Source organism: Nocardia sp. KT25-26 (assembly GCF_056627695.1).
This window is the reverse complement of the sequence record NZ_CM152813.1, coordinates 5,313,506-5,339,937: the sequence shown is the minus strand read 5'-3', so window position 1 is coordinate 5,339,937 and position 26,432 is coordinate 5,313,506. Positions and strand designations below refer to the sequence as shown.

Here is a 26,432-nt window from a genome sequence, read left to right as displayed (position 1 = left end):
CCCTGGCAGACTTGTGCTGTGAGTGAACTACGCCCGATCGAATTGGCCACCGCTGCGGTCCTGGGCGGGATGACCGTCGGGCTGATCACCGTCGGCTCCCTGGTCCCGATGGCGGCTGCGCTGCAGCTGGTGGCCGCGGTCCCGCTGGGATTGCTGGCGCACCGGTACCGGTTGCGGGTGCTGGTGACCGCGACGATGTCGGCGACCCTGGTCACCTTTGTTGCCGCCGGGTTGCTGCCGGCGATCGGCGTGGTCGGCACGGCGACGCTGGGCGGCATCATCGGTGGCGTGAAACGCCGTGGCGGTGGACTGCCTGCCGTACTCGGCCTCGCGACGCTGTCCGGGATCGGGTGGGGCGCGTTCTCGGTGGGGATGCTGCTGGTGTTCGCCGGTACCCGGGAACTGTTCTTCGAGACCATCCGCAACACCGCACAGGGTGTGCAGGATCTGGCCGCCCGCCAATCGGCGCTGGCCCCGGTGGGCCGCGCGGTCGCCGAGCTGACCGATTCGGTGCTGCGCTGGTGGTGGGCGTGGCTGGGCGGCAGCGTGGCGCTCGGAGTGCTGGTCAGCGCCGTGGTGTCCTGGTATGTGCTCGGTTCGGTGCTGGACCGGCTGGCCTGGCTGCCGGGGACCGACCGGCTGGACGCACCGCACGACGATCGCCCGGTGGCGCCGCTGCCGGTGACGCTGTCCGGTGTCGGATACACCTATCCCGAGGCGGATACGCCGGCGCTGTCCGGCATCGACCTGCGGGTCGCCGCCGGCGAGTTCGTGGCCGTGGTCGGGCACAACGGTTCGGGCAAGTCCACCCTGACCCGGGTGCTGGCCGGGCGCCCGCCGACCGAGGGGACACTGACCCGCCCGGGTTCGGCCGGACTGGGCCGGGAGGGTGGCACTGCGCTGGTGCTGCAACGGCCGGAGAGCCAGACCCTGGGAGTATCGGTGGCCGACGACGTCGTCTGGGGCCTGCCGGCGGACCGCGCGGCGACCGTGGACGTGGACGGGCTGCTCGCCGAGGTCGGCCTGGCCGGGATGGGCGCCCGGGAGACCGCGGCGCTTTCCGGCGGCCAGCAGCAGCGCCTGGCCGTCGCGGCAGCGCTGGCCCGGCGGCCGGCACTGCTGATCGCCGACGAGGCGACCTCGATGATCGATCCGGACGGCCGCCGGGAACTGGTGGCACTGCTGGCCGATCTACCCCGACGGCACGGCACCGCGGTGGTGCTGGTGACCCATCACGAGGCCGATGCGGCCGCCGCCGACCGGGTGATCCACCTGGATCGGGGCCGGATGGCCGACCGGCTGCCGGGCTGGCCGCAGCCCACCCGGACCGTGCGGCAGCAGCCGATCGGACCGGCGATCCTGCAGTTGCGCGATATCCGGCACACCTACAACCGGGGCACCCCGTGGGAGGCGCCGGCACTGCACGGCATCGACCTGTCGGTGCATCGGGGGGAAACCCTGCTGGTGGTGGGCGGCAACGGCTCCGGCAAGTCCACTCTGGCCTGGATCATCGCAGGCCTGATCGCACCGAGTTCCGGCCGGTGCGAGCTGCACGGAGATCCGGTGCGCGACCAGGTCGGCCGGGTGGCGCTGGCCTTCCAGCATTCGCGGTTGCAGCTGCAGAAACAGAGCGTGGGCGAGGAGATCTCGGATTGGGGCGGCCGCGCCACCGGTTCCGGTGCGGTGGGACAGGCGCTGGATGCCGTCGGGCTGGACCGCCGCTCGGCGGCCCGGTCCATCGAGGAACTCAGCGGTGGCCAGGCCAAGCGGGTGGTGCTGGCCGCGATCGTGGCCAGCCATCCGCAGGTGGTGGTGCTGGACGAGCCGCTGGCCGGGCTGGATCCGGAGGGGCGTGCCGATATCGTCGAACTGCTCGGCCGGCTGCGCGATTCCGGCCTCACCATCGTGGTCATCTCGCACGATGTCGCCGATATCGCGGCGGTCTGCGACCGGACGGTGCACCTGCGGGAGGGGGACCTGGTGGCGGCCACCGCCCCGGCAGCCGCCCCGGCCCGTCCGGCGTCGGCCGGGCTCGGCCGAGCCGCCGAACCTCCGGGGCCGCCCGGCGATCCCCGCCGGCCCGGCCCCCGGCCGCTCCCGAAGCGCCGCCCCGGCGCATCCTGGCCGCTGGGCGCCGGGGAGCGCCCCGAACCCGGAAACGGAGTCTCGCAATGAGTACGGTCCTGCTGCGCCAGGTTCCGGTCGACAGCCCGGTGCACCGGCTGTGGGCCGGAACCAAGATGGTCTGTGTGCTGGCCCTGAGCCTGACGCTGATGTTCCTGCCGACCTGGCCGGTACTGGGAGCCGTGATCGTCTTCCTGCTCGTGGTCGGGGTGCTGGCGCGGCTGCCCCTCGGTACACTGCCGCGGCTGCCGTGGTGGTTCTGGGGCCTGGTCGCGCTGGGTGCCCTGGTCAACGTTCCGGTGGGCCCGTCCGCAGTGTTGCGTTACGCCCAGCTGTTCGTGTTCAGCATGGTGCTGGTGAGCGCCTCGATGCTGATCGCCTGGACCACCCCGATGGGCGAGATCGCGCCCGCACTGGCGAAACTGGGTGCGCCACTGCGCAGACTGCGGGTCCCGGTGGACGAATGGGCGGTGGCGGTGGCCCTGACCCTGCGCGGCCTGCCGTTGCTGCTGGAGGAGATCCGGGTGCTACGGGCGGCGCGCAAGCTGCGGCCCAAGGAGGATTTGGTGCATCGGGCCACCGATCAGAACCCGCTGATCGACATCCTCACCGCGGCAATGGCGGTGGCGACCCGCCGGGCAGGTGAACTCGGCGAGGCGATCACCGCACGCGGTGGGACCGGCCAGCTCACGGCCCACCCGAGTGGTCCGGGGCGCCGGGATGCGGTGGCGCTGACCGTGGTGTTCCTGGTGTGTGCCGGGTGTGTGGTACTCGGTGTGCTGGTCTGACCGGCGTTTTGTCCGAAACGCCGAGATATGTGAATTTCTCGGAAATTTACGAACGAAATTGTGGTGTGCCCCCGACATCAGGGGCGTAAGGTTCGGTCCGGTCGGGGTAAAGGGGGTACGAGCGCAGTGACCCTGCGTTCGTCGAACTCTGTGTCTGTACCAGTTGGAAGCCTGCACGGTTGTACACCTGATGAAGATGGGACAAGAGCACACATGATCATTCGCAAGATCGCCGCCGCCGCGGTGCCGGCCCTGGCCGCCGCTCTGGTCGGTGCGGGAGTTGTGCACGCCGAACCGGTGACTCCCGATATCGAGTACCGCGCCGAACTCGTCGGCGACACGGTGGTCACCACACTGACGAACGGAACCTTCGAGATCGACGGCGACACCGTCGACATCCGCGACATCTCCGGGGCCACGGTGGTCACCCTGCCGCTGGCCATCCGGGAGGGCGAAACCGAGTACCCGCTGCCGCACCTGGTGCGTGACGAGGGACGGGTCCTGGAACTGACTGCGGTGAAGGATGTTTCACAGGCGCGGCCCACGGTTCGACCGGTGGCCTCGCCGCAGGAGAACTATGCGGCGCAGTCCAACTTCGCCTCGCAGTTCGGAATCGCCACGGCTGTCGGTGGTTTCATCGGTACTGCGATCGGTGCGGGAATCGGAATCGTAGTCGGCCTGGCTGGCGGTGGGATCCCATTGCCTGCAACGATTCTCACCGGCGCCTCGCTCGGCGGCATCATCGGAACCCTCGTGGTCGGCGGCCCGACCCTGATCATCGCCGGTATCGATCTGATCGGCACGCTCACCGCTCCGCCCGGCACCACCAAGTGGGCTCCGAAGAGCCAGGAGCAGCCCGCCGGCTGACCGTCGCTACCGGATTGCCGTGCGGGGGACGACACTGCCCCGCACGGCAATCACTTCGCTACTGCTCGCGCAGCGCCTTCTTGGCGGCATCCTGCGCAGTGTCCACATGCCCGGCGAACTTGCCGTCGGTCTTCTCGTCGACCATGTCACCGGCCTTCTCGATCACATCGTCGACCTTGTCGGCATTCTTCTGGGCCAGGTCCTTTGCCTTGCCGGCCAGGCTCGCGAAATCCACAGTCACTCCTCGATTGTCCATCCGGTTTTCCAGCGTCGAACGATCCGACGCCGAACACCATAGAGCACCCGACGCGGTCATGGTGGACCACCGAGCGCAACCGGGTAGCAATCAGGCGCTGCGGAGCCGATGCGGGCGCAGCCGGTTGAACCCGCGGACCCGGACACTGCGCAGGTGCCGGATCGCGAATTCCGGATCGTCGGCCAGTGCGGCGGCGGCACTGTCGTCGATGAGGATGTTGCCCGGCCGGGCCACACCGGTGAGCCGGGCGGCGATGTTCACCACCGACCCGTACAGGTCGCCGAAGCGTTTGAGCACCTCGCCGTAGGCGAACGCCACCCGCAACTCCGGGGTGCCGCCCACCAGCATCGTCGATTCCTGAATCGACAGCGAGATGCGGGCGGCCGCCTGGGCCGTCTCGGCCGCGAACATCACCTCGTCGCCGACGTTCTTGACCACCCAGCCGCCGTGTTCGGTGATCGCGGCGGTGGTGGTGGATTCGAACGCCTCCAGCAGGGTGGCCAGCTCGTCCGGATGCAGATGCCGGGTGAGCCTGGTGAAGCCGACCATATCCGCGAAGCCGACCGCGAGCACCCGGGTGGACTCGGCATTCGGGATCGGTTCGTCGACCGCGCGGGCCAGTGCGGCGGCCAGGTGCCGCCGCCAGGCGTACCGCTGCAGCTCCTCGACCTCGGTCAGGGTGGATTCGGTGGCAGCCCGCAACCGTTCCTCGGGAGTGTGCGCGGTGTCGCCCTCGGCCGCCCGGGCCCGGATCTCGGCCAACACCAGGTCGGCCTGCCATTCGGCGAGCCGGGCCATGCCCTGGCCGATGGTGCGCGCCGCGGCCGCCTGCTGCCGGATATCGGCGGAGGCCACCACGTTCATCCCGCGGAAGGTGGTGACCGCCGCGATATCGGCGGGGGTGTAGTCCCGCTCGTCGTCCGGGTTGGCCGGAAAACCCAGCGCGGTCCACAGCCGCTGCGAAACCTCCGGAGGCACGCCGGACTGCTCGGCCACCTGCTGCCGGGTGAACCGGCGTTCACCGGCCAGCAGGTAGTCGTCGGCGAGTTCCTGAATCAGTTCGGCCTTCCGCGACTCCGCCATGTCCCGACTCTACGGGGCGGACCGCCGGGTACCAGGATATTTCCGGTAGCCGTCGGGGCATGTGACAAATCCCGCGGCCGGCGGCCGGGACGGATGCGATAACCGACACCGAGCCATTCCGGATGACGAATTCCGTTGGTACCCTGCACGACAGGAAGGCACGGGCCGGCTCGGCCCGCGGGAAGGCGCCGGAGGGGGTGCGCGGCCATGGGGGCACCGGAGCGGGGTCGAAAGGACGCGCAGACGGTCTACGAAGCGGCGACGGCCGGTGAGCTGCGCATGTCCGTCGAGGGCGCGCGGCGGCTGGCGGCGGCGTGTGACCGGCTGGTGGCGGGGTTACGGGAGGCGATGCGGGCGAGTGAGGCCGTGGTGCAGGTGCACGGATTCGCGGACTTGCCTTCCGGGCACGCACTGACGCGTGGGTTCAGCGCCAAGGGGGCCGAAGGCCTCGCCACCCTGCGCGCATTGGAAGCGACGGCCCTGCGTTACAAGGCCGCGTACCTCGCTTCCGCCGATTTGATCGCCGAGGCCGACGCCGCCCACCGGGCAGCACTCGAACGGGTCACCGCCGAGCTGGATGTCTCGTCGTGATCCGGGCGCTGCCGGGTAGCGGTCACCGACCGGAAGGTTCCTGCCATGGGTACGCACGAAACCGATCCCGCCTACGTTCCGGACCGCGAGGTCTTCGACGGTTACACCCTGCAGCAGATCTGGGAGCAGGTGCACGAACGGCTCGCGCCGGCCGATCTCGCCCGGGTCGCCGCGGGCTGGCTCGATATGGGTGAATTGCTGCGCTCCTCGTTCGAGGAGTTCGCCGCGGTGGCCAGGCGCGAGCTGCCCGAACTGTCCGGCGCCTTCGCCGGGTCCGCGCAGGCGGCCACCGACGACTTCGTCCGGGCCGGGCTGCACGCCCACGACACCTGCGCCGAGCTGGAACGACTGTTGCGGGGCTGCGCGGACGCCGCCGAAGCGGTCCGCGCCGCCATTCCGGAACCGCGGCCGCCGTACGCCGAGGACCCGGATCCGGTGGCCGAGGCCGTCGAAGGCTTCTGGCGGCGCTCGCACTACCTCGCCGGCGAGGCCGCCGACACCGCAGCCGCCCGGGACGCGATGCACTATGTGTACAACCCGACCCTGCCCGCCGCGGGTGACCGGGTGCCCCGCTTCGATCCACCCCAGCTGCCGGATCGGGAACCCGGATCGCAGGGATGAGCCCCGGCCATGAAATGGATCTTCACCCCGGACGAGTTCACCTACGTGTGGGGCAGCGAGACCGGTTTGGACCGCCGCCCCTACCCGATCGACCTCGCACCTGCCGGAACGGTCGGCACCGAGAGCGCCCGGGCGGCATTGCGCCTGCCACAGCGCTTCCCGCCGAATGCCGACCCCGAGCTGACCAGCACCCTGCGGTTCCTCACCCGGCCCGACGCCACCACCATCACCCTGGTCGGTGACCGGTACAAGGACGGTGAACGGCTGGCCGATCCGCTGGCGGTGCTCGGGGTGAGCTATCTCGGCTGGGGTGCCGCGGTGGTCGCGGGCGCCGATGCGGTCACCGTGATCGCCTGCTCGGCGCAGGCACTGCCCGGGCAACTGGTGGCGGCCGTCGGCCCGGTGCCGGCGGGCCGATTGCCCGCCATGCGCGAGGCCCGCTGCGCGGTCCTCGACCCGGAACCACCGGCGTGGCCCACGGCCCCGGAGCAACGCCGGGCGCGTCGATTACGCCGGGCGCTGGCCCGGCCCATCGACGCACGCGGCTTCCTCACCGTCACCGTCGACCCGGCCGATCCGGCGGCACCCCCACCGGCGCACCGCACCTGGCTGGACTTCACCGACGACGGCCGCTACCTGCTGACCATCGGTGGCGATCTGGCCCTGACCCCGGTCGACCCGCTCCGCCTGACCGGATGGCTGGCCCGGGCGGCAGGTATTCGGTGAACGAATCGCCGCCGTGGTCAGCCGTCGGCGCGCAGGGCGGCTTCGAAGATCGGCCAGGAGGCGTGCAGGTCCTGCTGCCAGTAATGCCAGGTGTGCGTCCCGGCGGGGCGGAGTTCGACGTGCGCGGGGATGTCCAGTTCGGCGAGCCGGGCCGCCAGCTGCCGAGTGCACGCATTCGTCGCCGCCTCGATCAGACCGCCGAGCAGCATCTGATTGGCCAGCGCAGCGGCCCGCCCGGCGAACTGCGGAGCCACCAGGGATTCCGCGGCACCGGGCAACCCGCTGGAGCTGGAGATGTAGAGGGTGGTGCCGCGCAACTGCTCGGCATTGCGCAGCGGATCGTGCGCCACCCAGCCCGGCCCGCCGGGTGGGCCCCACATGTTGGCCGGATCGGCCCCGGCCCGGCCGAGTACCAGCTCGACATAGGTCCGGCCGATCGGGTCGGCGGTCGAGGCGCAGCCGCTGTACGAGCCGACTGCGCGATACCGGCCCGGGGCCGCGATCGCCAGGTTCAGGGCCGAGGTGGCCGACATCGACACCCCGGCCACCGCGTTCGCGCCGGAGGTGCCGAGCGTGGCATCGATGATCGGCGGCAGCTCGTCGGTCAGGAAGGTGGTCCACTTGTTGCGGCCGAGCGTGGGGTCGTCGCGCTGCCAATCGGTGTAGTACGAGAAGGCGCCTGCCGCGGGGATCACCACATTGACATTCTTGTCGGCGAAGAACTGCACGATATCGGTCTGCTGATACCAGTTCGCCACGTCCTCGCCGCCGCCGGCGCCGTTGAGCAGGTACAGCGTGGGGTGCGGTGCCGAGGTGTCGAGCGGGGTCAGCACCTGCAGCGGGATCACCCGGTCCATCGCCGCGGAGTACACGTGCAGCATCTGCTGCCGTTGTCCGGGCCGGTCGATGTGGTCGAGATGGGCGCCGGTGGGTTCCGCGGCCGCCGGTCCGATCGCTGCCGGTCCGGCGGTGCACAGGGCGAGGGACAGGAGCACGCCGGCGAGCCGCCGAATCGGCCTGGTCTGCACGAAGATCCTTCGAGTTCGGGGGGAGTGGACGGCCGGCGGCCGGCCGGAGCCGGCCGCCGATCGGACTCAGCTGCCGATCATCTGCCGCAGCGCTTCGCCGAGGATGTCGGCGATGGACCCGGTGGAGCTGAGCTGGCCCTCCGAGGAGCCGAGGCCGTTGTCGCCGAGGCTGCCGAGCACCCCCTCGCCGACGTTCTTGCCGCGGGCGGTGAAGCAGGCGGTCAGGTTCGGCATCTCGTTGCTCACCCCGACCGTGCCGGCCACCCCGACCCCGCCGCTGGTCACTTCCTGGCCCGCGGTGAGGTTGCCGGGGACCGGGTAGGTCAGCTTCAGCGTCACCGGATTGCCGGAATTGACGAACCAGCCGGTGCTGGTCACCTTCCAGCCACCCGCATTCGGTTCCGGTGTCACCGGTTCGGTGCGCTGGCCGACGCCGGCGTGGTACGCGGTGACGGTGGCTTCGGTCGGCGCGCCGAATCCGGGCGGCGCGAAGTCGGTGATGGTATTGACGTACGGGTTTCCGATGCCGGTCGTACCGACCACGATCGTGTAGGTGACGTTCGTGCCGACGCCGACGGTCTCGCTACTGACGATCTTGTCGTAGGTATGGGTGATGCCGACGGTGCTGGCGTCCTTCTTGGTCAGGTGGGTCCGGTCGGCACAGGTGGCGGCGGACGCGGTGCCCGCGCCGGCCACGGCGGCGGCGCCGCTCAGGGCCAGCGCGGCGGCGGAGGTGAGGGCGAGCGTACGAACGGTACGGGACATGTCGATCCTTCCGGATGCGGGTGGTGCGCAGCTGGGGACCGAGTAAACATGCCTACTGGACGCTTGTCCTGAAAATCTGAAATATTGCCGATTCAACACTCGTGTTCGTCACGTCGCTATCACGAAAACGCCGAACCGGTACCGGCCGGTTCGGCGTATCGCACACCCCGCGCGGGGCGGGCTACATCGAATAGAGGCTGTGTTTGCGCGGATTGAACTCCGGCGCCAGCGGCTGTTTGTCGCGCAGTAGGCGCAATGCGTGCCGGAGTTCCAGCCGGGTACGGGACGGCTCGATGACCGCATCGATGTAGCCGCGCTCGGCGGCGACCCAGGGCGTGGCGACCGTCTCGTTGTACTGGTTGATCATGAACTCGCGCGCCGCCGCCCGATGCTCCTCCGGAACCTGCATGAGCTGCCGCTTCCCGATCAGGTCCACGGCGCTCTCGGCTCCGATCACCGCGATCCGGGCGGTCGGCCAGGCGAAGGCGAGGTCGGCCCCGATCTGCTTGCACGCCATCATTCCGTAGGCGCCGCCGTAGGACTTGCGCACCACCAGGCTGACGATCGGCACCGTGGTCTCGATGATGGCGCGCGGGACCCGGCCGCCCCGGATGATCACGCCGTTGCGTTCCTCTTCGACACCGGGGAGCACGCCCGGCGTGTCGGTCACGAAGATCAGCGGCAGGCCGAAGGCATCGCAGAGCCGGATGAAGTACGTCATCTTGTCCGAACTCGCCGCATCGATCGCACCGCCCAGTACCAGCGGCTGATTGGCGATCACGCCGACGCTGCGGCCGTCCACCCGGGTGAATCCGGTGATCAGGTTCGGTGCGAACTCGGCACGCAGTTCGTGGAACTCGCCGTCGTCGAAGATCCGCAACAAGATCTCGTGCATATCGTAGCCGGCCCGGTCGGCATCGGGAATGATCGAGTCCAGTTCCAGGTCGGTCGGAGTCATCTCGGGTTCCAGCCCCAGATTCACGACCGGCGCCTGCTCCAGGCAGCTCGACGGCAGATAGCTCAGGTAGTCGCGGGCCCATCGGAACGCATCGCGCTCGGAGTCGGCCACATGGTGGATGGTGCCGCGCCGCGCCTGCACCTGGGCGCCGCCCAGTTCCTCGGCGCTGACCTCCGCGCCGGTGACGGCCTTGATCACATCCGGGCCGGTGACGAACATGTAGGCCTGCTCGGTGGCGACCAGAACATCGGTGTTGATCGGCCCGTACACCGCGCCCGCAGCACATTTGCCCAGCATGATCGACACCTGCGGCACGAACCCGGACAATTTCTCCTGCCGCCGGCTCATATGGGCGAACCAGGCCAGCGAGGCCACCGCATCCTGGATGCGCGCCCCACCGGAGTCGTTGATGGTCACCACCGGGCAGGCCTTCTCGAAGGCCAGCTGCAGGGCCCGGGCGAGTTTGCGGCCGAACATCTCGCCGACCGAACCGCCGTACACGGTCTGATCGTGGGCGATGACCACCACCGGCCGGCCGTCGATGAGCCCGTGCCCGGTGACCACGCCGTCGCCGTACATTGCCTCGGGGTTGCCCGGTTGCCGGGCCAGGGCACCGGTTTCCAGGAAGGTGCCCGGATCGAGCAGCGCCCGAACCCGGGCGCGGACACTGGGGATCTGCTTCTTCGCGCGTTTGGCGATACCGACTTCCCCGGCCGGCTCGGCGGCCACCGCCAGGATCTTCTCCAGCTGATCGAGCTTTTCGCGGGTGGTACCCACCATCGTGTCGCCGCCTTCCGAACTGCTTCCGGCGGCGAGGCTATGTGCGACTCACCCGTTTCGAGGTGGCCGTCGGCCACCTCGAGGACGGTTCACAGTCCGGGGCCGCGGCAACTGGTCGCCGCCTCAGGGCGTTGGAGTGGCCGGCCCGTCGGGCACCGTGAGCCGGGATCGGCGGTGGTGGCCGGCGGCGTTCTCGCCGGGGTCGGTGCTCAGGTGTGGCGGTTGGCGTCCCGCAGCAGGTCACGACGACCGTCGCCGGGCCGGTTTCGGATCGTGATCCTACCTCGGCGTGCCGAGTCCCTGTTGTTCCTAAGCTTTTTCGGTGACAGCTGAATACAAGTTCCGGTGCAACAGTCGTTTTCGAGTTCTAGCGGCCGCTGTGCTGGTGGCCGGAGTGGGTGCCGCCGCGGTATCCGGAGGCGTCAGCCCGGCTGCGGCGGATCCGGCTGGATCGCCACCTGTTTCGGCCGCCGAGTGTCCCAACCGGGTGTCGCCACCGCCGCCCATCGATCTGTCCGAGGTGCCTGAACCGGGCGCGCCGACGCCTACCGGACTGGCCACTCCGGCCGTTCCGGTCGGCGGCGAACGGCTCGGTTCCTGCGGAACCGTCCTGCCGCAGGACGCACCTCCGATACCCGGCGACCTGTCGGCGACCGCCTGGGTGATCGCCGATCTGGACACCGGCCGGGTGCTCGCCGCGAAGGATCCGCACGGGCGTTTCCGCCCGGCCTCCACGATCAAGGTGCTGTTGGCCGCGGTTGCCCTGCGGAACCTCGAGCTGGACGAGGTGGTGGTCGGCACCCAGGAGGATGCGAATGTGGAGGGCAGTTCGGTCGGGATCGGGGCCGGCGGTCACTACACCAACCGGCAACTGCTCGAAGGACTGCTGTTGCGGTCCGGGAACGACGCCGCGCATGCGATCGCCGCGCAGTTCGGCGGTGATGCGGCGGCAGTCGCCGAGATGAACGATCTGGCCCGGCAACTGCAGGCGTTGGATACCCGGGCAGCTACTCCCTCCGGGCTCGACGGTCCCGGTATGAGCACCTCCGCCTACGACCTGGCCGCCGTGTTCCGCGACGCGATGACCTTCCCGTTCTTCGCCGAGACGATCGGCGCCACACAGCGGTTCTTCCCGGGTTTCCCCGCGGACCCGGATATCCCCGGCGACGAGGATCGGCCCGGCTTCTCGATCGGCAGCGACAACCGCCTGCTCTACAACTACGAGGGCGCCCTGGGCGGCAAGACCGGGTTCACCGATGATGCCCGCCATTCCTTCGTCGGTGCCGCCGAACAGGACGGCCGCCGCCTGGTGGTCGCCCTGCTCCGCGCCGAAGCTTGGCCGATCCGCCCACACCTGCAGGCGGCCCGCCTGCTCGACTACGGATTCGCGCTGCCCGCAACAGCTGCGGTCGGCCGGCTCCCGGACCCGGTCCCGCAGGCCGCAGACACCGAACCCGTGCTGGCCGCACCTGCTGCCGACACCTCGGACGACGGTGCCACTGCCGCAGGCTGGACCGCCTTGATCCTCACTGTCGCAGTGCTGACCGCGGCCCTGATGTCCGTGCTGTTCGTTCGCAGATCCTTCGGCCGCCCCGGCCGCTGAGTCCGGTCGGCGACTTCCGGTCGGAGGGTCGCCTTCGCCCGCCCGGCGCGCCGGAGGTGGCGGCGGAGATCCGGGCTTCCCGGGTGCAGACCACGCGTCGTCTGGTGGCCGGGATTGCCGGGGTGCATCGTCGGCCGGGGGTGCTGGTGGTTGCTTCGGCGGTCGGTTGGTACGGGCCGCGGGGTGCCGAGCAGATGGATGAGACCGCCGCGGCCGGTGACGATTTCCGCCGCGTGGCCCCGGCGACCGGTTGTGCCGGGCGGGGAGCGGAGCGGAGCGGGGCGGTGCCGCATAAGCTCCACGGCGATGAGCACCTGTATGTCCCGGCCTCCGCGCCGTAGCCGAAAGTTCGTGGCCGCGGTGGCGGCCCTGGGGGTCGGCTGGACGGCTGCGCTGACCGGGGCGGGTGTCGCCGGACCGGCCGCCGCGCAACCGGTCCCGCCGACAGCTGGTTCGCCGACCACCACGGCGCCGTTCACCACCCCGAACACCGATGCGTGCCCGAACCGGAGCGCGCCACCGCCGCCGATCGACACCTCCGAGGTGCCGCGGCCGGGCGAGACGACGCCCGCATCGCTGCCGGTTCTCGCCACACCGGTCGGCGGACCACGGCTCGGCGAGTGCGCAGTGGTGCTACCGGCGGGTGCGCCGCCGGTGCCGGCCGACCTGTCCGCCACGGCCTGGCTGATCGCCGATCTCGACTCGGGGCAGGTGCTCGCCGCGAAGGATCCGCACGGCCGCTATCGCCCGGCCTCCACGATCAAGGTGCTGCTGGCGGCGGTCGCATTGCGCACCCTGGACCTCGACGCGGAAGTGGTCGGGACCCAGGAGGATGCCAACATGGAGGGCACCCGGGTCGGCATCGGCCCCGGTGGCCGCTACACCAACCGCCAGCTGATGCAGGCCTTGCTGATGAGCTCCGGCAACGACGCCGCGCATGCGATCGCCACCCAGCTCGGCGGCGACCGGGCCGCCGTCGCCGCCATGAACGAGCTGGCACAAGAGTTGCAGGCGATGGACACCCGGGCGGCCACCCCGTCCGGCCTGGACGGTCCGGGCATGAGTACCTCGGCCTACGATCTGGCCGTGCTGTTCCGGGACGCGATGACCATCCCGGTGTTCGCGGAGATGATCGGCACGATGCAGGCCGACTTCCCCGGCTTCCCGGCCGACCCGCGGATCCCGGGTGACGAGGACCGGCCCGGTTTCCCGATCGGCAACGACAATCGCCTGCTCTACAGCTACGAGGGAAACCTGGGCGGTAAGACCGGTTTCACCGACGATGCCCGGCAGACATTCGTCACCGCCGCCGAACGCGACGGCCGGCGACTGGTCGTCACCCTGCTGCGTGCCGAGGTGAAACCGATTCACCCCGCCGAGCAGGCCGCCCGCCTGCTGGACTACGGATTCGGCCTGCCGGCGGATACGGGCGTGGGGGCGCTGCCCGGCGACGAGCCCCCGCTGCCGGATGCCGGGGTGGCGGTCGCTGCGCCCGCGCCGGGCTCCGACGCGCCTCTCTCCGCCGACCGCGGCTCGGCCCGTCTGGTCGCGCTCACCGCCGCCGGACTGGTCGGGGCACTGCTACTGGCGGTCGGCGCTTGGGTGTTGGCCGGCAAGTTCCGCATGTAGGCGGCATGGGGAGATGGAGATCACTACGGCGGGCGAGTAGTGTCACGACACCGTGACGGACAACGGCTCGGGTGTCGCGCGCAGGAGAACCGCGCTGTGGGCGGCCGTGACGGTCTTCGGGGTGCTCGCCGGCTATGCAGCGGTGCTGCTCGCCGACAGCAGGCATTTCTACACCGACGACACGGAAGCACAGTATGTGCCGCTGTGGCTGGCGGCCGGTCGGCAGCTGCGCGAGGGCCGGTTCCCGGGCATCGTTCCCGAGGAATGGATGGCCGGGAACTACCTGGTGGAGGGCCAGGCCAGCCTGTTCAACCCGCCGCAGCTGCTGATCGCCTTCCTCGCCCCGTCGTTCGACAATCTGGTCGTGCTGGCCACCCTGGTCAAGCTCGCCTACTCGATCGTGCTCGCCCTCGGCGTGTTCCGGATCTGCCTGGTCTACCGGGCGCAACCGCCGTGGGCTGCGGTGGCCGGGGTGGCGTTCTGCTTCTCCGGCTGGTTGCTGTTCCTCGACCAGGCCAGCTGGGTGCTGGGTCTGGCCGGGACGGCGTGGCTGGCCAACGCCTGGGCCTCGGGAGTCCGGTACGCCCGGGGCCGGAGCGGTCCGATCCCGGTCTTCGTCTTCCTGTTCTTCGGGATCACGGTCGGCTACGTGTGGCCGGGGATCGAGGCGGCCTTGATGATCGTCGCGGTCGCCGCCGGGGAGTGGTTGTATCAGCGCTCGCCGTGGCCGTCGCTGCGGTTGTTGCTGGCGGCCGGTTGTGCCGGGCTGGCCGGGCTGATGACGTATCTGCCGAGCCTGCTGTCCTCGGACGTGACCTGGCGGACCGCCGACGATGCGATCCGCAACGACGGTTTCATGACTGTGCCCTGGTCGGAATCGCTGAATGCGAGCCTGCCGACCACGTTGCCGTCGTTCAACTCCTGGTTCGGGCTGATCCAGCCGTTCCCGGTCGTCTACATCGCCTGGTTCCTGATCCCGGCGCTGGCCTTCATCGACTGGCGGGCGGCGGCGAAGACGTTCCGGGAGATCAGCGGGGTGGCCCTGTTCGCCGGGGTCGCCCTGCTGTGGACGGCGGGCCCGGCCGCATTCGGCCCGCTGCGATGGCCGGCGCGGGTGCTGCCGATGCTCGCGCTGAGCCTGATCGTGCTCGTCTGCGTGCTGTTGAGCCGGCACGGCACCGTCGCGAACCTGCGGGTCCGGGGGGTGGTGGCGGCCGGTCTGATCGCCGTGCTGCTGATGCGTTCGGTGGCGTCTGCGCCGAGCGATCGGATCCGGACCCACCTGGCGGCGGCGCTGATCGTGTTCGCCCTGGGGGCGACCGTTGTACTGATGTATCGGCGGTGGGGGCGGGCTGTGGCCTGCGCCGCGCTGCTGGTGACCATCGCTCCGATCGCGTACTACCAGGTCGACGACGCCTATCCGCACCCGATGTCGTGGAACCTGCCGGAACGGCGTTCCGAGGCGCAGGCCCGGTTCCCGGACTTCGAGGGCACCACACTGCAATTGGGCAACAGCCTGATCTTCCCCGGCGACGCCAAGGACGGTGCGGGCGTATACAGCTCGCTGGTGGTCGGGTTCTACGCCGAGGACCTCGGCGTCGACTACGTCAACGGATACACCCCGATCGGGCACGCCGCCTTCTCCGAACGGATCTGCATGCGCTGGGAGGGCAGTACCTGTCCGGAGGCTTACCGGAAGATTTTCGAGACCGAACCGGTCACCGGCAAGCCGATCGTCGACCTGATGAAGGTCGACCGGATCACCCTGATGCGGCTCGTCTACCCGGATGCCCGGAACGAACCCGCACCGCCGGGCTGGCATTGGGTCGACTACCCGCCGAACGACAAATGGATCTGGGTGCTCGAGCGCGACACCGGGCCGATTTCGCCGGACAACGGCCGGATCTCGGATGCCCCCGGAGTCGACGCGGTATCGGTCTCGGAAACCGACTACACCAGTACGGTACGGGTGTCCTCGGAGTCCGGCGGGCGGGTGACCTTCGCCCGGCTGGACTGGCCCGGCTATCGGGCCACCCTGGACGGTCGCGAAGTCGAGTACCAAGCGCTCGACGACATCTTCGTCTCCGTCGAGATCCCGGCCGGAACGGCGGGCGCCGAGCTCGTGGTGACCTGGCGGCCGCCGGGTATGTATCTGGGGGCAACCACATTCGGCCTCGGTCTGGCCGGAATCGGGTTGCTGCAATGGCTGTACGTGCGCCGCAGGCGTCGGCCGGATCCCGTTGCTCCGGCGGAGCTGCCCGCGCGGACGGCCGAGTTGATCGGATCCTGACCGTCTCGACACCTCCCGGCAATCGGATCCGCCGTGCCGCGCCCGGGCCCGCCGCACACTGGGTGTGCGGTACCGGTGGGAGGCAACATGCGAGTCACGGTCAGCGGCGCAACCGGATTGATCGGCACGGCGGTGGTGGCGGCGTTGCGGGAGCGCGGCGACGAGATCACCGTGCTGTCCCGGGACCCCTATCGGGCGGCCGCCAGGTTCAGTATCGACGTGAATGTCGTGGCCTGGCCGCATCCGCTGCGCGAACCGCCGCCGGAACGGGCGTTGGCCGGGCGGGATGCGGTGGTGCATTTGATGGGTGAACCGCTGGTGCAGAAGTGGACGCCGGAGGTGGAGGCGGAGATCCGGGCTTCCCGGGTGCAGACCACGCGTCATCTGGTGGCCGGGATCGCCGGGGTGCATCGTCGGCCGGGGGTGCTGGTGGTTGCTTCGGCGGTCGGTTGGTACGGGCCGCGGGGTGCCGAGCAGATCGATGAGACCGCTGCGCCAGGTGACGATTTCCTCGCTTGGGTGTGTATCGATCGGGAGAAGGAGGCCTGCGCCGCCGAACAGTACGGGCTGCGGGTCGTCGCCGTGCGTACCGGTGTGGTGCTGTCCACCCGGGGCGGTGCGCTGGCGAAGATGCTGCCTGCGTACCGGACCGGGTTCGGCGGCCCGACCGCCGGTGGCCGGCATTACGTGCCGTGGATCGGACTGGCCGACGAGGTCGGTGCCATCCTGTTCTGCCTGGACAACGATGCGATCTCCGGTCCGGTGAACCTCACCGCACCCGAATCGGTCACCGATCGGCAGTTGTCGAAGACCCTCGGCCGCGTCCTCGGCCGCCCCACCCTCGGCCGCATCCCCGGCCCGATGCTGCGCGCCGCCCTGGGCCCGGGCGCCCAGGTGCTCACCACCGGTGCCCGGGTGCGCCCGGCCCGCCTCCTGGAACACGGCTACCACTTCCGGCAGCCGGAACTGGAGCCCGCCCTTCGCAGCCTGCTCGGCCGGTGACGGTCCGGCCGACAGCCGTCACCGGAAGGTGTCGGCGTGGTCGTCGGCCCACTGCCGGAAGGTGCGTGGCTCCCGGGCGAGGATGGTGGTGACGGTGGGGTGGACGACGGATTCGTCGATGGCGCCGTTCACGTAGAAGTCGAAGAAGGCGTCCACGTACTGGACCGGGGTGTTCTCCAGCAGGTCGGCGCGTGCTTGTTCGTCGGTGAGTTCCCGGCAGGTGAGGTCGCGGCCGGTGGCCTCGGCTAGGATGGCGACCTGCTGGGCCGGGGTGAGCGGTTCCGGTCCGGTGGGCCACAGGACTTCACCCTGATGGCTACGGTTCCGCAGTACGGTGGCGGCGACCGCGCCCAGGTCCCGCGGATCGAGTACGGCGGTGCGCACCGTGGGGAACGGTGCCCGGATCTCGTTTCCGTTCTGCAGTTGCGGCAGCCAGCGCAGGGCATTGGATGCGAAGGCACAGGGGCGCAGTATCGTCCAGGCCGCACCGGACGTCCGGACCTCTTCCTCGGACGCCATCATGTACCGGGTCACCGCGTTCGAAGTGTCGCCGGTCTTCGCGGAGACACCCGACAGTTGCACGATGTGCTCGACACCGGCCTTCGCCGCTGTCTGCGCCACCCCCGGATAGCCGGGCAGCAGGAACAGTGCCCGGACACCGTCGAAATCCAGGGTCGCCGGGTCGGTCAGATCACCCGCCCGGACCTCGACGCCGTCCGGCATCGCCGCGCGATCGACATCCCGGACCAGTGCCCGCACCGGTTTCGCGGCTGCGTGCAGCGCATGGACAACTTCCGCACCAACATTGCCGGTCGCTCCCGTCACCAGAATCATGCCTGTAGATTCTGCGGCCACCCGGCCGGTTCTGCCAGTGCTGACGGCTGCGCATCATGTTGTGGCGCCGGTGAACTCGAGCGCCCGGAGGCGCCCGGAGGGGCAGGCGGCGGGTGCGGCGTCCCACTGTCATCGCCTGCTAGAATTGTCGGCGATGACTACCGGGACGGCACTGCGCCGAGCACGGATCGGTGACCCGGTGCTCCGCTGAGCGCCGTACGGGCCGCTGGCCCGTACTCGGCCGCCGGCGCAGCCGCGCGGGCACCACCTCCGTCGTGATGATCACCAGCCCTGGATTCATCACGACAGGAGAAACCAATGCCCGCACGTTTCAACCACACCATCATCGCCGCAAAGGACCGCAACGAGTCCGCGGCGTTCTTCCGCGATATCTTCGAGTTCGCCGAAGCCCCTTCCTGGGGAGTGTTCACCAACCTGCTCTGCGAGGACGGGGTGTTGCTGCAGTTCGCCGAACCCCCGGTCGACATCCAGATGCAGCACTACGCGTTCCTGGTCGACGACGAGCTGTTCGACCGCGCATACGCCCGGCTGCGTGACCGGAACATCGAACACTGGGCCGACCCGCACTTCCAGCAGCCCGGGGAGATCAATTTCGGGCACGGCGGGCGCGGGGTGTATTTCCGCGACCCCGCAGGTCACGGCATCGAGATGCTCACCCGCCCGTATCTGTGACGGTTGCGGGAGCCGTGCCCTCCCGATCGCCCGGTGGCGCACCGCACCCGCCGTGCGTCACCGGGCCGGCGTCCGGTTCCGGCGGGCGAAGCCGTCCACCGGAGGTACCGCCCCGGCCCGTCCGAACGCCTCGTCGCGTCCGCACCGTCACCCGCCGGTCGCCGACCTCCTCGCATCGAAGTTCAGCGGCTTGCTGCGGGAGCCGGTGCGATCCACGGGTCGCCCGTGGCGATGCCGGTCCGGAGCGCACGGAGCTCTCTGGGACGGCCCATGGCGACCCCGCCGACGGGTTTCCCGGCGCGGAGGGCGACGGCGAGGAAGTTCCGCTCGGCCGGCGAGCCTTCGACGAACAGTTCGTCGTGTGGGTGCAGCCAGCCGGTGAACTGCGTCGAGATGCCGTACTGGTCGGTCCAGCCCCACGGGACCTCGGCGGATTGTGCCGGGTGGCCGAGCATGGCGGTGGCGGCTGCGGCACCGGCGGTCATGGCGGAGTTCCAGTGCTGACCGCGGTCGAATTCGCCTCTGATCGGATGGAATCCGGTGGTGACATCGCCGGCGGCGAACACTCCCGGTGCCGAGGTGCGGTAGTGCTGGTCGATCACGATCCCGTTGTTCACCGCGATCCCAGCGGACTCGGCCAGCGCGGTATCCGGCACCGAGCCGATGGCGACCAAGGCGGTCCCGGCCGACCAGTTGCGCCCGTCCGCGGTGGTGGCGGTGACGCCGTCGATGGTGTCGGCCAGGTGCCTGGGGGCGGAATCGTTTTCGACCACCACGCCGTGTTCGTGGTGAATCCGTTGCAGTAGCGCCGATACCGGCTCCGGCAGCACCCGATCGAGTAGCGCCGGGCCGGCGTTGAGGAGCGTGACCTCCGCTCCCAGGCCGCGGGCAGTGGCGGCGACCTCACAGCCGATCAGGCCGCCGCCGACGATCAGCAGGGAGCCGTGGGTGTCGATCGCGGTCCGCAGTGCGCGGATATCGGTACGGGTGCGCAGGGTGTGCACCCGTGTCGCTGCGGTGTCGAGGGTCCGGGCCCGGGCCCCGGTGGCCAGCAGCAGGCTGTCGTAGCCGAGTACCTGGCCGGTGCTCGTGCGCACGGTCGCCCGGTCGGGGTCGATCGATTCCACCGCGACCGCCGGCCGCAGATCGATCGTGTTGTCGATCCAGAACTTCGCCGGTTTCAGCAGGGCCCGGTCGAACGAGACAGTGCCGGCGAGCAGTTCCTTGGACACCGTCGGCCGGCGGTACGGCAGGTCGGGTTCGGCGCCGAAGACCATGATCTCACCGGGGTATCCCTCGCGGCGCAGGGTCTGGGCCGCGGTGGCCCCGGCGACACCGGTGCCGACGATGATGATCCGGTCGCTCATCCGCGGCTCACCTCCAGCATCTCGAAATCGGCTTTGGCGGCGCCGCAGTCCGGGCACGACCAGTCGTCGGGGATATCGTCCCAGCGGGTGCCCGGTTCGATGCCGTCCTCGGGCCAGCCCAGCGCCTCGTCGTATTCGAATCCGCATTGCACGCAGCGGAACAGCTTGTAGTCGTTCATCTCGAAACCTCCTCGATAGATTGGAAGTCGGCCTTCTCGCGGACCCCGCAGTCCGGGCAGCACCAGTCGTCGGGGATCGCCGACCACGGCGTGCCGGCCGGGAAACCTTCGCGGGGAGCGCCGGTTCGCTCGGTGTAGCGGTAGTCGCAGACGGGGCAGCGGTAGGCGGTCATGCGTGCGCTCCGTACTTCGCCAGGATCGTGTCCCGCTTCGCGGGCTGGATGTTCACGCGGGTGATGTCGCCGTCGTAGTGCGCGAGCACCCGGTGATCCATCACCTTGCGCCACAGCGGTGTCAGGTAGGCCAGGCCGATCAGGCTGGCGTAGCCGCTGGGCAGTTCGGGTGCGGCGTCCATATGCCGCAACGTCTGGTAGCGCCGGGTCGGGTTGGCGTGGTGATCACTGTGTCGCTGCAGGTGGTACAGGAAGATGTTGGTGACGATGTGGTCGGAGTTCCAGCTGTGCTCCGGAGTGCAGCGCTCGTAGCGGCCCGACGCGGTCTTGCGCCGGAGCAGGCCGTAGTGTTCGAGGTAGTTCACCGTCTCCAGCAGGGAGAACCCGTACACCGCCTGGATCAGCAGGAACGGCAGGATCACCGGACCGAACACGGCGACCAGTGCCAGCCACAGCACGACCGTCATCAACCATGCGTTGAGCACATCGTTGTGAATCGTGAACGGCCCCTTGCCGAGACGTTCGAGCCGGGTGCGTTCCAGTTCCCACGCCGAGCGCAGGCTGCCCCAGACGCTGCGCGGCAGGAACGTCCAGAACGATTCGCCGAAGCGGGCGCTGGCCGGGTCCTCGGGGGTGGAGACCCGCACGTGGTGGCCGCGGTTGTGCTCGATGTAGAAGTGGCCGTAGCCGGTCTGGGCGAGGGTGATCTTCGACAGCCAGCGCTCCAGTTCGTCCTTCTTGTGGCCGAGTTCGTGCGCGGTGTTGATGCCGATACCGCCCATGGCGCCGATCGTGAAGGCCAGGCCGATCTTCGATACCAGGCCGAGGCCGCCGTCGATGCCGAGCCAGGACAGGTTGTCGGCCGACCACAGGTAGCCGGCGAAGACCAGGCTGATCAGCTGCAACGGGATGAAGGCATAGGTGCAGTAGCGGTAGTACCGGTCGTTCTCGAGTTGCTCCATCACTTCATCGGGTGGGTTCTTGCCGTCGGGGCCGAAGAAGCGGTCGAGGATCGGCAGCAGTACGTAGATCAGGATCGGTCCCAGCCACCACCAGACCGGGGCGACCGTTTGCCAGCCGGCCCGGTTGAACCCCCAGACGAGGACGGTGGCCACCAGGGCGGCGCTGGGTGCGACCAGGCCGAACAGCCACAGGTAGCGCTTGGGGTCACGCCAGTGCAGGGCGGTGTCCGCTCCTTCGTGGTCGCCGATGCGGGATGTCGTCATGGTCGTTTCTCCTGATCGTCGGAACACAGTCTCGACTGCTGCCGCACTTCTTTACAACTATGTGCGAACTGTTCTCAGTGAATACACATATGGCTATGTTGTCAACAGTGCAGCACATCTTGGGCATGTGTACGATGATCTAGTGGGCGAATCGACGAACTTTCAGACCGAGATGCGTCAGCTGCTGCGCGAGCGCATGCTCGACGCCGCCCGAGAGATGGTCGTCGCGGAGGGGTGGGGGGCGGTCAACATGTCGCGGGTGGCCAAGGAAGTCGGTGTCAGCAGGCCGGTCCTCTACAAGGAGATCGGCACCAAACAGGCGCTCGCAGATGCGCTCATCGAACGCGAAACCGGTATCTACCTGGCCGGAATCGCCGAAACGCTCGCCGAGTATCCGGACGATCCGCTGGCCGGCATGACCGCAGCCGCGGAGTACACCTTGCGCAATGCGGGCGACAACATGCTGATCAAGGCCGTCCTGTCGGCCCGCCGGGGCGACGACACGGCTCTGCTACCCGCGCTGGTCAGCGATCCGGAGCCGATCCTCGGCCGCGCAATCGCCGCCCTGACCGCCACCGTTCGCGACCGGTACCGCCTGGCGGAGCTGTCCGATGCCGAGCTCGCCTCGATTGTCGAGGTCATGGTCCGGCTGACGCTCAGTCATATGTTCCAGCCGACCGGCAGCATCGACCGGGCCGTGGCCCAGATCGGCGCCGTGCTGACCGGCGTTCTGCCCGGTTCCTGAGCCTGAGAACCATCCATGATGAGCCCGTGGTCCGGGTGACCTCGGGGTTTCCATTCGGTCGCGGTTCGGAGTCGGCCGGCGCGCCCCGCGTGCTCCCCGGAATACAATTCGGGCGCTTCCTCTTGTGCAGGCACCGATCGAGCCCGCCCCTCGGGAGAGGTGATGGCCACATGATCATTACCCGAATCGTTGCCGCCGCCGCGGCGTTGGTGCTGTCGGGCGGCATTCTGTCCGCTGCGGCGGGCTCCGGCCCGGCCGCGGCTTACGGTCCCTGGTCATGTGCACCGGGCGATCCGCTACGCCCTACCGCGGAGCTGTTCGGAACCTGGAACACCGCCACCATCACCGATCCGGCCGATCCGCGCCTGAATGATCCGCTGACGCAGTTCGAGCTGGAGGTGAACCTCACCGCGGCGATGGAGCTCGGGCTCACCGTCTTCTCCGAGTCGGTACGAAGCGTCCAGTGGGAAGAGCGGTCGCAGCAGGTCGTCTACGACCCGGCTCGCCGGTTCGAACTCGCCTGCACCGGTCGCGACAACCTGTGCTGGATCGCCGACGACCTGAAGGTCCGCTACAACCAGGAGGCGGTACTGGGTATCGAGTTCCTGCCCCCGGAACACGAGCGGGCCGACGGCTTCCTCGTCCGCGTCCCGGGGATGGATCCGGTCCGGGTGCGCGATGCCCTGCTGGCCGATCCGGTGGCACGGGATCGCCTGGGCGGCGGATCGGTCGCCGCGGACGGCACGCTGAGCCTGGTCGCCGACCGCGCCGACCTCGATATCGCACGCGATTTCGTGCACCGCCTCGGTGCCCGGTGGGATCCGGATGCGGTGCGCTACGGCGACCGCCAGCTGGTGACCGGCTACTGCGTGCCCGGCGTCTATTTCTGATCCTGCCGCTGATGGTTCGGCAGGTGGACCGCGAACGACCGATCGCCCCGTTCCGGCCGGAACGGGGCGATCGGTGCAGGGTGGATCGGCCGGTCAGGTGATCGTGATGGTGGCCAGCGGTCCTGCCCCGGCGTTCAAGGGGTCGTTCGCGGAGTCTCGGGGGGTGCACCGAGTCGGCGCCCACTGGGTGCCGAAGAACGAGGCACGAGCGAGCTGCGTGCTGAAGTTCGCCGCATTGCCGACCTGTCCGGCATCTCCGTCGGTGCGGAGCTCGGGCTCGACGACCCCGGATGTCCCGGCGACCAGCGTGATGTCCACGGCGGGGAGCCGGAACCAGGTCTCCCCGTCGGGGTTCGGGGTGCCGTCGAGGTTCTCCCCGGTCTTCGGAACCAGAATGCCTCCCTCGGAGTCGGTATCGGAGGTCGGGCTGTTGCCGATCACCTCGTTGTTGCCCGACAAGCGCAGAATGCCGCCGCTGGCATCCACTGCACCGGAATCGTTCACCCGCAGCACATTCGGTGCGACCCCGGCGAGCCCGATCCCGGTGCCGGCGACAACCGTGGCATCCACGAACGTCGCGTTGTCCGGGATCGCGTAGTCGTACTTGAGCCGGGACAGGTTCGTGGTGGTGGCACCGGATTCCTGATCCGGATACGAGGTGGCATTCGGCTGTATTCGATACGTGAACTGTGCCCCTGGGGCGACATCGGCCGGTGCATCTACGGTGACCACATTATCGGTCGATTTCGAGATGTCACCGATGATCGAACCGGCGACACAGTGCCCCAGGAATGCCGTTTCGGTCGTTTCCGCCATGGCAGGAGCTGCGAAGAACGCCGGCGCCGTGATGAGCGCCGCGCCGGCTGCAAGTGCCGCCCAACGCGGCATGGTCGAGGAGTGGGTCATTGTTCTTTCCCTTCTCGAAGGCGTGTGGTGGGAAAGAAGTAGAGCACGCACCGAACGGTTTGGCTAGAACATGTTTCACATCAATTGGATTGGCTTGTAGGGAGATTCGGAAATCGTCCACCCGGGTTTCCGTCCTGTAAGCCCGGCTGGACAGAGCCCGTTGACCTGCAATTCTGCTGAAGCAGAAGAAACTGGGCGCCACTCACTCGACAGTGGGTCACACGTGTGGATATCTTCTGATCGGAAATAAACTGTCACAGGTTACATTGTGTAAACCGCGGTAGACGATGCGACATTCGACTGCGACATGGTTCCGGGAACCCGGCCGCCCCCCGCGCGTCCGCGGCGGAGTAGGTCCGGCTGCGTCATACAGTGGCGCAGTGGCCGAATCCGACGGTGTGACGCGCACGATCGATCCCGGTGTGGTCGCGGGCATGCTCGACGAGGTCTACGCGGGACTGCGGGACGACACCTCGGGCGCGCCCGCGGACTACATCCCCGAATTGGCTGCGGTACCGCCCGATTCGTTCGGGCTGTGCCTGGCCACCGCAGACGGGCTGATCTACCGGGTGGGCGACACCGATACCGGGTTCACCATCCAGTCCATCTCGAAACCGTTCACCTATGCGCTGGCCCTGGTCGACCGCGGGCTCGACGGTGTGGCCGCACATATCGATGTCGAACCGTCGGGCGAGCCGTTCAACGAGATCAGCCTCGAACCAGACACCCAGCGGCCCAGTAATCCGATGATCAACTCCGGTGCGATCACTGCCGCCGCCCTGATCAGGGGGCGCGACGCCGCCGACAGGTTCGAACGGGTCCGGCGCTGCTATTCCCGCTTCGCGGGGCGGGACATGCGGATGGACGAGGCGGTGTACCGGTCGGAGGCGCGCACCGGGTTCCGCAATCGCGCGATCGGTTACATGCTGCGTTCGGTCGGCATCATCGACGCCGACCCCGACGACGCCGTCGACCGGTACTTCCGGCAGTGCTCGATCGAGGTCACCTGCGCCGACCTGGCCGTGATGGCGGCGACCCTGGCCGACAACGGCGTGAACCCACGGACGGGGGAGCGGGCACTGTCGGCCGCACTGACCGAGCGGGTACTCAGCGTGATGACGACCTGCGGTATGTACAACGCCGCCGGTGACTGGGTCACCACGGTCGGGTTGCCGGCCAAGAGCGGGGTCGGCGGCGGAATCATCGCGGTACTGCCCGGCCAGCTGGGCATCTCGGTGTACTCGCCCCGGCTGGACACTCATGGCAACAGCGTGCGCGGCGTCGCCGCTTGCCGGGAACTGTCCCGGCGGCTGGAGCTGCATTTCTGCCATGTGACCCGGTCGGCGCGCACCGCCATCCGTGCCGACTATTCGGTCGCGCAGCGGCCCTCGCGATTGCGCCGCTCCCCGGAGGATTCGGCCGTGCTCGCGGCGCACGGTGACCGCGCCCGGGTCTACGAACTGCACGGCGATCTGCTCTTCGCCGCGGCCGAGCGTGCGGTACGTGCCATCGAGGGCAAGGTCGGCTCGCTCGACGCGCTGGTGATCGATCTGCGCCGGGTCGGCGAGGTGAGCGCGGTCGCCCGGACGATGCTCGACGACCTGCAGGCCGAACTCGTCCGGCAGGGCAGCCGGGTCGCGCTGGTCGATCCCGACGCCCGGCTCGGCCACGATGTATCGAGCCTGGACCCCGGCGACCCACGCGGGCGGGTGTTCATCGACCGCGACACCGCGACCGAATGGTGCGAGGACGTCGTCCTCGACCTGCACCGGCCGCCCGGGACCGGTGCGGGTACCGAGGTCACCCTTGCCGAACACCCGCTGCTGGCCGGCTTGACCGAGGACGATCGCGCCCGACTGGCCGCAGACTTCGAATCGCGTACCTTCGCGCGCGGTGAGGTGATCGCCGAGCGGGGCGATCCGCGCTCCGGGCTGTATCTGATCCTCGACGGGCGGGTGCGAGTGACCTTCCTCGGCACGGACGGACGAACCCATCGACTGGTGACGCTGTCGGCGGGGATGTCCTTCGGCGAGATACCGATGCTGATCGGGGAACCGTTCGTCAACGAGGTCGTCGCCGAGACCCCGGTCCGGGGCGCGGTGATGCGGCCGGAAACCTTCGACCGGCTCACCGAGGACCATCCGCGGCTGAAACTCGCGCTGCTGCAGCGGCTCGCCGCGGGTGCCTACGCGCAGATGGACGCGATGGTGCGGATCATCTCCGGAAGTGCGGCCGACTACTGAGCGCAGGGCTGCCTTCGGCATGTCGGAATGCCTCGCCGGACCGGGGCACGGACAGTTGCCCGGCG

General features: G+C 69.2%; 25 protein-coding genes. 14 read left to right on the top strand and 11 right to left on the bottom strand.

The features are described from left to right. The first annotated feature begins 69 nt into the window (after nucleotides 1-69). From AC1HFH_RS24115 to AC1HFH_RS24105, 3 genes are all read left to right on the top strand, one after another. Complete coding sequence (locus tag AC1HFH_RS24115) at nucleotides 70-2,175, top strand: ABC transporter ATP-binding protein (RefSeq protein ID WP_480247961.1); 2,106 nt, start codon at nucleotides 70-72, stop codon at nucleotides 2,173-2,175. Next, complete coding sequence (locus AC1HFH_RS24110) at nucleotides 2,172-2,912, top strand: energy-coupling factor transporter transmembrane component T family protein (RefSeq protein ID WP_480245066.1); 741 nt, start codon at nucleotides 2,172-2,174, stop codon at nucleotides 2,910-2,912. Before AC1HFH_RS24115 ends, AC1HFH_RS24110 begins: the two co-directional genes overlap by 4 nt. A 213-nt stretch (nucleotides 2,913-3,125) precedes the next feature. Next, entirely contained in the window at nucleotides 3,126-3,779 is a 654-nt protein-coding gene (locus AC1HFH_RS24105) for a DUF8020 domain-containing protein (RefSeq protein ID WP_480245065.1), read from the top strand. Nucleotides 3,780-3,837: 58 nt separating this feature from the next. Here AC1HFH_RS24105 and AC1HFH_RS24100 read toward each other — a convergent pair whose 3' ends face one another. Both AC1HFH_RS24100 and AC1HFH_RS24095 read right to left on the bottom strand, forming a co-directional pair. Then, nucleotides 3,838-4,014, bottom strand: a complete 177-nt coding sequence (locus AC1HFH_RS24100) for an antitoxin (RefSeq protein ID WP_480247960.1) — start codon at nucleotides 4,012-4,014, stop codon at nucleotides 3,838-3,840. Between the two features lie 111 nt (nucleotides 4,015-4,125). After that, the gene (locus AC1HFH_RS24095; RefSeq protein ID WP_480245064.1) at nucleotides 4,126-5,118 is read right to left on the bottom strand and encodes an adenylate/guanylate cyclase domain-containing protein; all 993 of its coding nucleotides are present in this window, start codon (nucleotides 5,116-5,118) and stop codon (nucleotides 4,126-4,128) included. A 207-nt stretch (nucleotides 5,119-5,325) separates the two neighbouring features. Here AC1HFH_RS24095 and AC1HFH_RS24090 point away from each other — a divergent pair, with 207 nt between their 5' ends. The 3 genes from AC1HFH_RS24090 to AC1HFH_RS24080 are packed head-to-tail and all read left to right on the top strand — an operon-like array spanning nucleotide 5,326 to nucleotide 7,056. After that, the gene (locus AC1HFH_RS24090; protein ID WP_480245063.1) at nucleotides 5,326-5,709 is read left to right on the top strand and encodes a hypothetical protein; all 384 of its coding nucleotides are present in this window, start codon (nucleotides 5,326-5,328) and stop codon (nucleotides 5,707-5,709) included. Between the two features lie 45 nt (nucleotides 5,710-5,754). After that, entirely contained in the window at nucleotides 5,755-6,330 is a 576-nt protein-coding gene (locus AC1HFH_RS24085) for a hypothetical protein (RefSeq protein WP_480245062.1), read from the top strand. A gap of 9 nt (nucleotides 6,331-6,339) precedes the next feature. Continuing rightward, entirely contained in the window at nucleotides 6,340-7,056 is a 717-nt protein-coding gene (locus AC1HFH_RS24080) for an ESX secretion-associated protein EspG (protein WP_480245061.1), read from the top strand. A gap of 17 nt (nucleotides 7,057-7,073) precedes the next feature. Here AC1HFH_RS24080 and AC1HFH_RS24075 read toward each other — a convergent pair whose 3' ends face one another. The 3 genes from AC1HFH_RS24075 to AC1HFH_RS24065 all read right to left on the bottom strand — a co-directional run bounded on the left by AC1HFH_RS24075 (nucleotide 7,074) and on the right by AC1HFH_RS24065 (nucleotide 10,587). Further along, nucleotides 7,074-8,084: an alpha/beta hydrolase gene (locus AC1HFH_RS24075; protein WP_480245060.1), complete on the bottom strand. Its 1,011-nt coding sequence runs from the start codon at nucleotides 8,082-8,084 to the stop codon at nucleotides 7,074-7,076. Nucleotides 8,085-8,150: 66 nt separating this feature from the next. After that, nucleotides 8,151-8,849 (bottom strand): hypothetical protein, encoded by a 699-nt coding sequence (locus AC1HFH_RS24070; protein ID WP_480245059.1) that lies wholly within the window; start codon nucleotides 8,847-8,849, stop codon nucleotides 8,151-8,153. A gap of 181 nt (nucleotides 8,850-9,030) precedes the next feature. Then, nucleotides 9,031-10,587: an acyl-CoA carboxylase subunit beta gene (locus tag AC1HFH_RS24065; RefSeq protein ID WP_480245058.1), complete on the bottom strand. Its 1,557-nt coding sequence runs from the start codon at nucleotides 10,585-10,587 to the stop codon at nucleotides 9,031-9,033. 322 nt (nucleotides 10,588-10,909) lie between these two features. Between AC1HFH_RS24065 and AC1HFH_RS24060 the strand changes: the two genes are divergently transcribed. The 4 genes from AC1HFH_RS24060 (at nucleotide 10,910) to AC1HFH_RS24045 (ending at nucleotide 17,111) form a co-directional block, all read left to right on the top strand. Further along, complete coding sequence (locus AC1HFH_RS24060) at nucleotides 10,910-12,190, top strand: D-alanyl-D-alanine carboxypeptidase family protein (protein ID WP_480245057.1); 1,281 nt, start codon at nucleotides 10,910-10,912, stop codon at nucleotides 12,188-12,190. A 306-nt stretch (nucleotides 12,191-12,496) separates the two neighbouring features. Next, a complete protein-coding gene (locus tag AC1HFH_RS24055; RefSeq protein ID WP_480245056.1) occupies nucleotides 12,497-13,819 on the top strand; it encodes a D-alanyl-D-alanine carboxypeptidase family protein in 1,323 nt (440 codons plus the stop codon). A gap of 52 nt (nucleotides 13,820-13,871) precedes the next feature. Beyond that, complete coding sequence (locus tag AC1HFH_RS24050; protein ID WP_480245055.1) at nucleotides 13,872-16,109, top strand: hypothetical protein; 2,238 nt, start codon at nucleotides 13,872-13,874, stop codon at nucleotides 16,107-16,109. Between the two features lie 87 nt (nucleotides 16,110-16,196). Next, nucleotides 16,197-17,111 carry a TIGR01777 family oxidoreductase gene (locus AC1HFH_RS24045; RefSeq protein ID WP_480245054.1) on the top strand — a complete coding sequence of 305 codons (915 nt, stop codon included), beginning with the start codon at nucleotides 16,197-16,199 and terminating at the stop codon, nucleotides 17,109-17,111. 18 nt (nucleotides 17,112-17,129) lie between these two features. Here the strand turns inward: AC1HFH_RS24045 and AC1HFH_RS24040 are convergent, their stop codons facing one another. Then, nucleotides 17,130-17,945, bottom strand: coding sequence for an NmrA family NAD(P)-binding protein (locus AC1HFH_RS24040; protein ID WP_480245053.1), 816 nt, complete (start codon nucleotides 17,943-17,945; stop codon nucleotides 17,130-17,132). A gap of 318 nt (nucleotides 17,946-18,263) precedes the next feature. Here AC1HFH_RS24040 and AC1HFH_RS24035 point away from each other — a divergent pair, with 318 nt between their 5' ends. Continuing rightward, nucleotides 18,264-18,638 (top strand): VOC family protein, encoded by a 375-nt coding sequence (locus AC1HFH_RS24035; RefSeq protein WP_480245052.1) that lies wholly within the window; start codon nucleotides 18,264-18,266, stop codon nucleotides 18,636-18,638. A gap of 182 nt (nucleotides 18,639-18,820) precedes the next feature. Here AC1HFH_RS24035 and AC1HFH_RS24030 read toward each other — a convergent pair whose 3' ends face one another. From AC1HFH_RS24030 to AC1HFH_RS24015, 4 genes are read right to left on the bottom strand one after another with little or no spacing between them, the layout of a single operon-like run. Then, nucleotides 18,821-20,005: an NAD(P)/FAD-dependent oxidoreductase gene (locus AC1HFH_RS24030; protein WP_480245051.1), complete on the bottom strand. Its 1,185-nt coding sequence runs from the start codon at nucleotides 20,003-20,005 to the stop codon at nucleotides 18,821-18,823. Beyond that, complete coding sequence (locus AC1HFH_RS24025) at nucleotides 20,002-20,184, bottom strand: rubredoxin (protein ID WP_365040097.1); 183 nt, start codon at nucleotides 20,182-20,184, stop codon at nucleotides 20,002-20,004. The genes AC1HFH_RS24030 and AC1HFH_RS24025 overlap by 4 nt, the downstream gene beginning before the upstream one ends. Continuing rightward, nucleotides 20,181-20,357 carry a rubredoxin gene (locus AC1HFH_RS24020; RefSeq protein ID WP_480245050.1) on the bottom strand — a complete coding sequence of 59 codons (177 nt, stop codon included), beginning with the start codon at nucleotides 20,355-20,357 and terminating at the stop codon, nucleotides 20,181-20,183. Before AC1HFH_RS24020 ends, AC1HFH_RS24025 begins: the two co-directional genes overlap by 4 nt. Continuing rightward, nucleotides 20,354-21,583, bottom strand: a complete 1,230-nt coding sequence (locus AC1HFH_RS24015) for an alkane 1-monooxygenase (protein ID WP_480245049.1) — start codon at nucleotides 21,581-21,583, stop codon at nucleotides 20,354-20,356. Before AC1HFH_RS24015 ends, AC1HFH_RS24020 begins: the two co-directional genes overlap by 4 nt. On the opposite strand from AC1HFH_RS24015, the gene AC1HFH_RS24010 reads away from it, so the two are divergent. Together AC1HFH_RS24010 and AC1HFH_RS24005 are read left to right on the top strand one after the other, a co-directional pair. Continuing rightward, nucleotides 21,582-22,328, top strand: a complete 747-nt coding sequence (locus AC1HFH_RS24010; RefSeq protein ID WP_480245048.1) for a TetR/AcrR family transcriptional regulator — start codon at nucleotides 21,582-21,584, stop codon at nucleotides 22,326-22,328. The genes AC1HFH_RS24015 and AC1HFH_RS24010 overlap by 2 nt on opposite strands. A 170-nt stretch (nucleotides 22,329-22,498) precedes the next feature. Next, the gene (locus AC1HFH_RS24005) at nucleotides 22,499-23,218 is read left to right on the top strand and encodes a hypothetical protein (RefSeq protein WP_480245047.1); all 720 of its coding nucleotides are present in this window, start codon (nucleotides 22,499-22,501) and stop codon (nucleotides 23,216-23,218) included. Between the two features lie 93 nt (nucleotides 23,219-23,311). Here AC1HFH_RS24005 and AC1HFH_RS24000 read toward each other — a convergent pair whose 3' ends face one another. Beyond that, complete coding sequence (locus AC1HFH_RS24000; protein WP_480245046.1) at nucleotides 23,312-24,124, bottom strand: hypothetical protein; 813 nt, start codon at nucleotides 24,122-24,124, stop codon at nucleotides 23,312-23,314. A gap of 434 nt (nucleotides 24,125-24,558) precedes the next feature. Between AC1HFH_RS24000 and glsA the strand changes: the two genes are divergently transcribed. Continuing rightward, a complete protein-coding gene (glsA, locus tag AC1HFH_RS23995; protein WP_480247959.1) occupies nucleotides 24,559-26,367 on the top strand; it encodes a glutaminase A in 1,809 nt (602 codons plus the stop codon). The last annotated feature ends 65 nt before the right edge of the window (nucleotides 26,368-26,432 follow it).

Excerpts from the sequence above, each read along its gene's own strand:
- AC1HFH_RS24115 (WP_480247961.1), top strand. The coding sequence starts at position 70 with ATGACCGTCGGGCTGATCACCGTCGGCTCCCTGGTCCCGATGGCGGCT.
- AC1HFH_RS24110 (WP_480245066.1), top strand. The coding sequence starts at position 2,172 with ATGAGTACGGTCCTGCTGCGCCAGGTTCCGGTCGACAGCCCGGTGCAC.
- AC1HFH_RS24105 (WP_480245065.1), top strand. The coding sequence starts at position 3,126 with ATGATCATTCGCAAGATCGCCGCCGCCGCGGTGCCGGCCCTGGCCGCC.
- AC1HFH_RS24095 (WP_480245064.1), bottom strand. The coding sequence starts at position 5,118 with ATGGCGGAGTCGCGGAAGGCCGAACTGATTCAGGAACTCGCCGACGAC.
- AC1HFH_RS24090 (WP_480245063.1), top strand. The coding sequence starts at position 5,326 with ATGGGGGCACCGGAGCGGGGTCGAAAGGACGCGCAGACGGTCTACGAA.
- AC1HFH_RS24085 (WP_480245062.1), top strand. The coding sequence starts at position 5,755 with ATGGGTACGCACGAAACCGATCCCGCCTACGTTCCGGACCGCGAGGTC.
- AC1HFH_RS24080 (WP_480245061.1), top strand. The coding sequence starts at position 6,340 with ATGAAATGGATCTTCACCCCGGACGAGTTCACCTACGTGTGGGGCAGC.
- AC1HFH_RS24070 (WP_480245059.1), bottom strand. The coding sequence starts at position 8,849 with ATGTCCCGTACCGTTCGTACGCTCGCCCTCACCTCCGCCGCCGCGCTG.
- AC1HFH_RS24065 (WP_480245058.1), bottom strand. The coding sequence starts at position 10,587 with ATGGTGGGTACCACCCGCGAAAAGCTCGATCAGCTGGAGAAGATCCTG.
- AC1HFH_RS24055 (WP_480245056.1), top strand. The coding sequence starts at position 12,497 with ATGAGCACCTGTATGTCCCGGCCTCCGCGCCGTAGCCGAAAGTTCGTG.
- AC1HFH_RS24045 (WP_480245054.1), top strand. The coding sequence starts at position 16,197 with ATGCGAGTCACGGTCAGCGGCGCAACCGGATTGATCGGCACGGCGGTG.
- AC1HFH_RS24040 (WP_480245053.1), bottom strand. The coding sequence starts at position 17,945 with ATGATTCTGGTGACGGGAGCGACCGGCAATGTTGGTGCGGAAGTTGTC.
- AC1HFH_RS24035 (WP_480245052.1), top strand. The coding sequence starts at position 18,264 with ATGCCCGCACGTTTCAACCACACCATCATCGCCGCAAAGGACCGCAAC.
- AC1HFH_RS24030 (WP_480245051.1), bottom strand. The coding sequence starts at position 20,005 with ATGAGCGACCGGATCATCATCGTCGGCACCGGTGTCGCCGGGGCCACC.
- AC1HFH_RS24025 (WP_365040097.1), bottom strand. The coding sequence starts at position 20,184 with ATGAACGACTACAAGCTGTTCCGCTGCGTGCAATGCGGATTCGAATAC.
- AC1HFH_RS24020 (WP_480245050.1), bottom strand. The coding sequence starts at position 20,357 with ATGACCGCCTACCGCTGCCCCGTCTGCGACTACCGCTACACCGAGCGA.
- AC1HFH_RS24010 (WP_480245048.1), top strand. The coding sequence starts at position 21,582 with ATGGTCGTTTCTCCTGATCGTCGGAACACAGTCTCGACTGCTGCCGCA.
- AC1HFH_RS24015 (WP_480245049.1), bottom strand. The coding sequence starts at position 21,583 with ATGACGACATCCCGCATCGGCGACCACGAAGGAGCGGACACCGCCCTG.
- AC1HFH_RS24005 (WP_480245047.1), top strand. The coding sequence starts at position 22,499 with ATGATCATTACCCGAATCGTTGCCGCCGCCGCGGCGTTGGTGCTGTCG.
- AC1HFH_RS24000 (WP_480245046.1), bottom strand. The coding sequence starts at position 24,124 with ATGACCCACTCCTCGACCATGCCGCGTTGGGCGGCACTTGCAGCCGGC.
- glsA (WP_480247959.1), top strand. The coding sequence starts at position 24,559 with ATGCTCGACGAGGTCTACGCGGGACTGCGGGACGACACCTCGGGCGCG.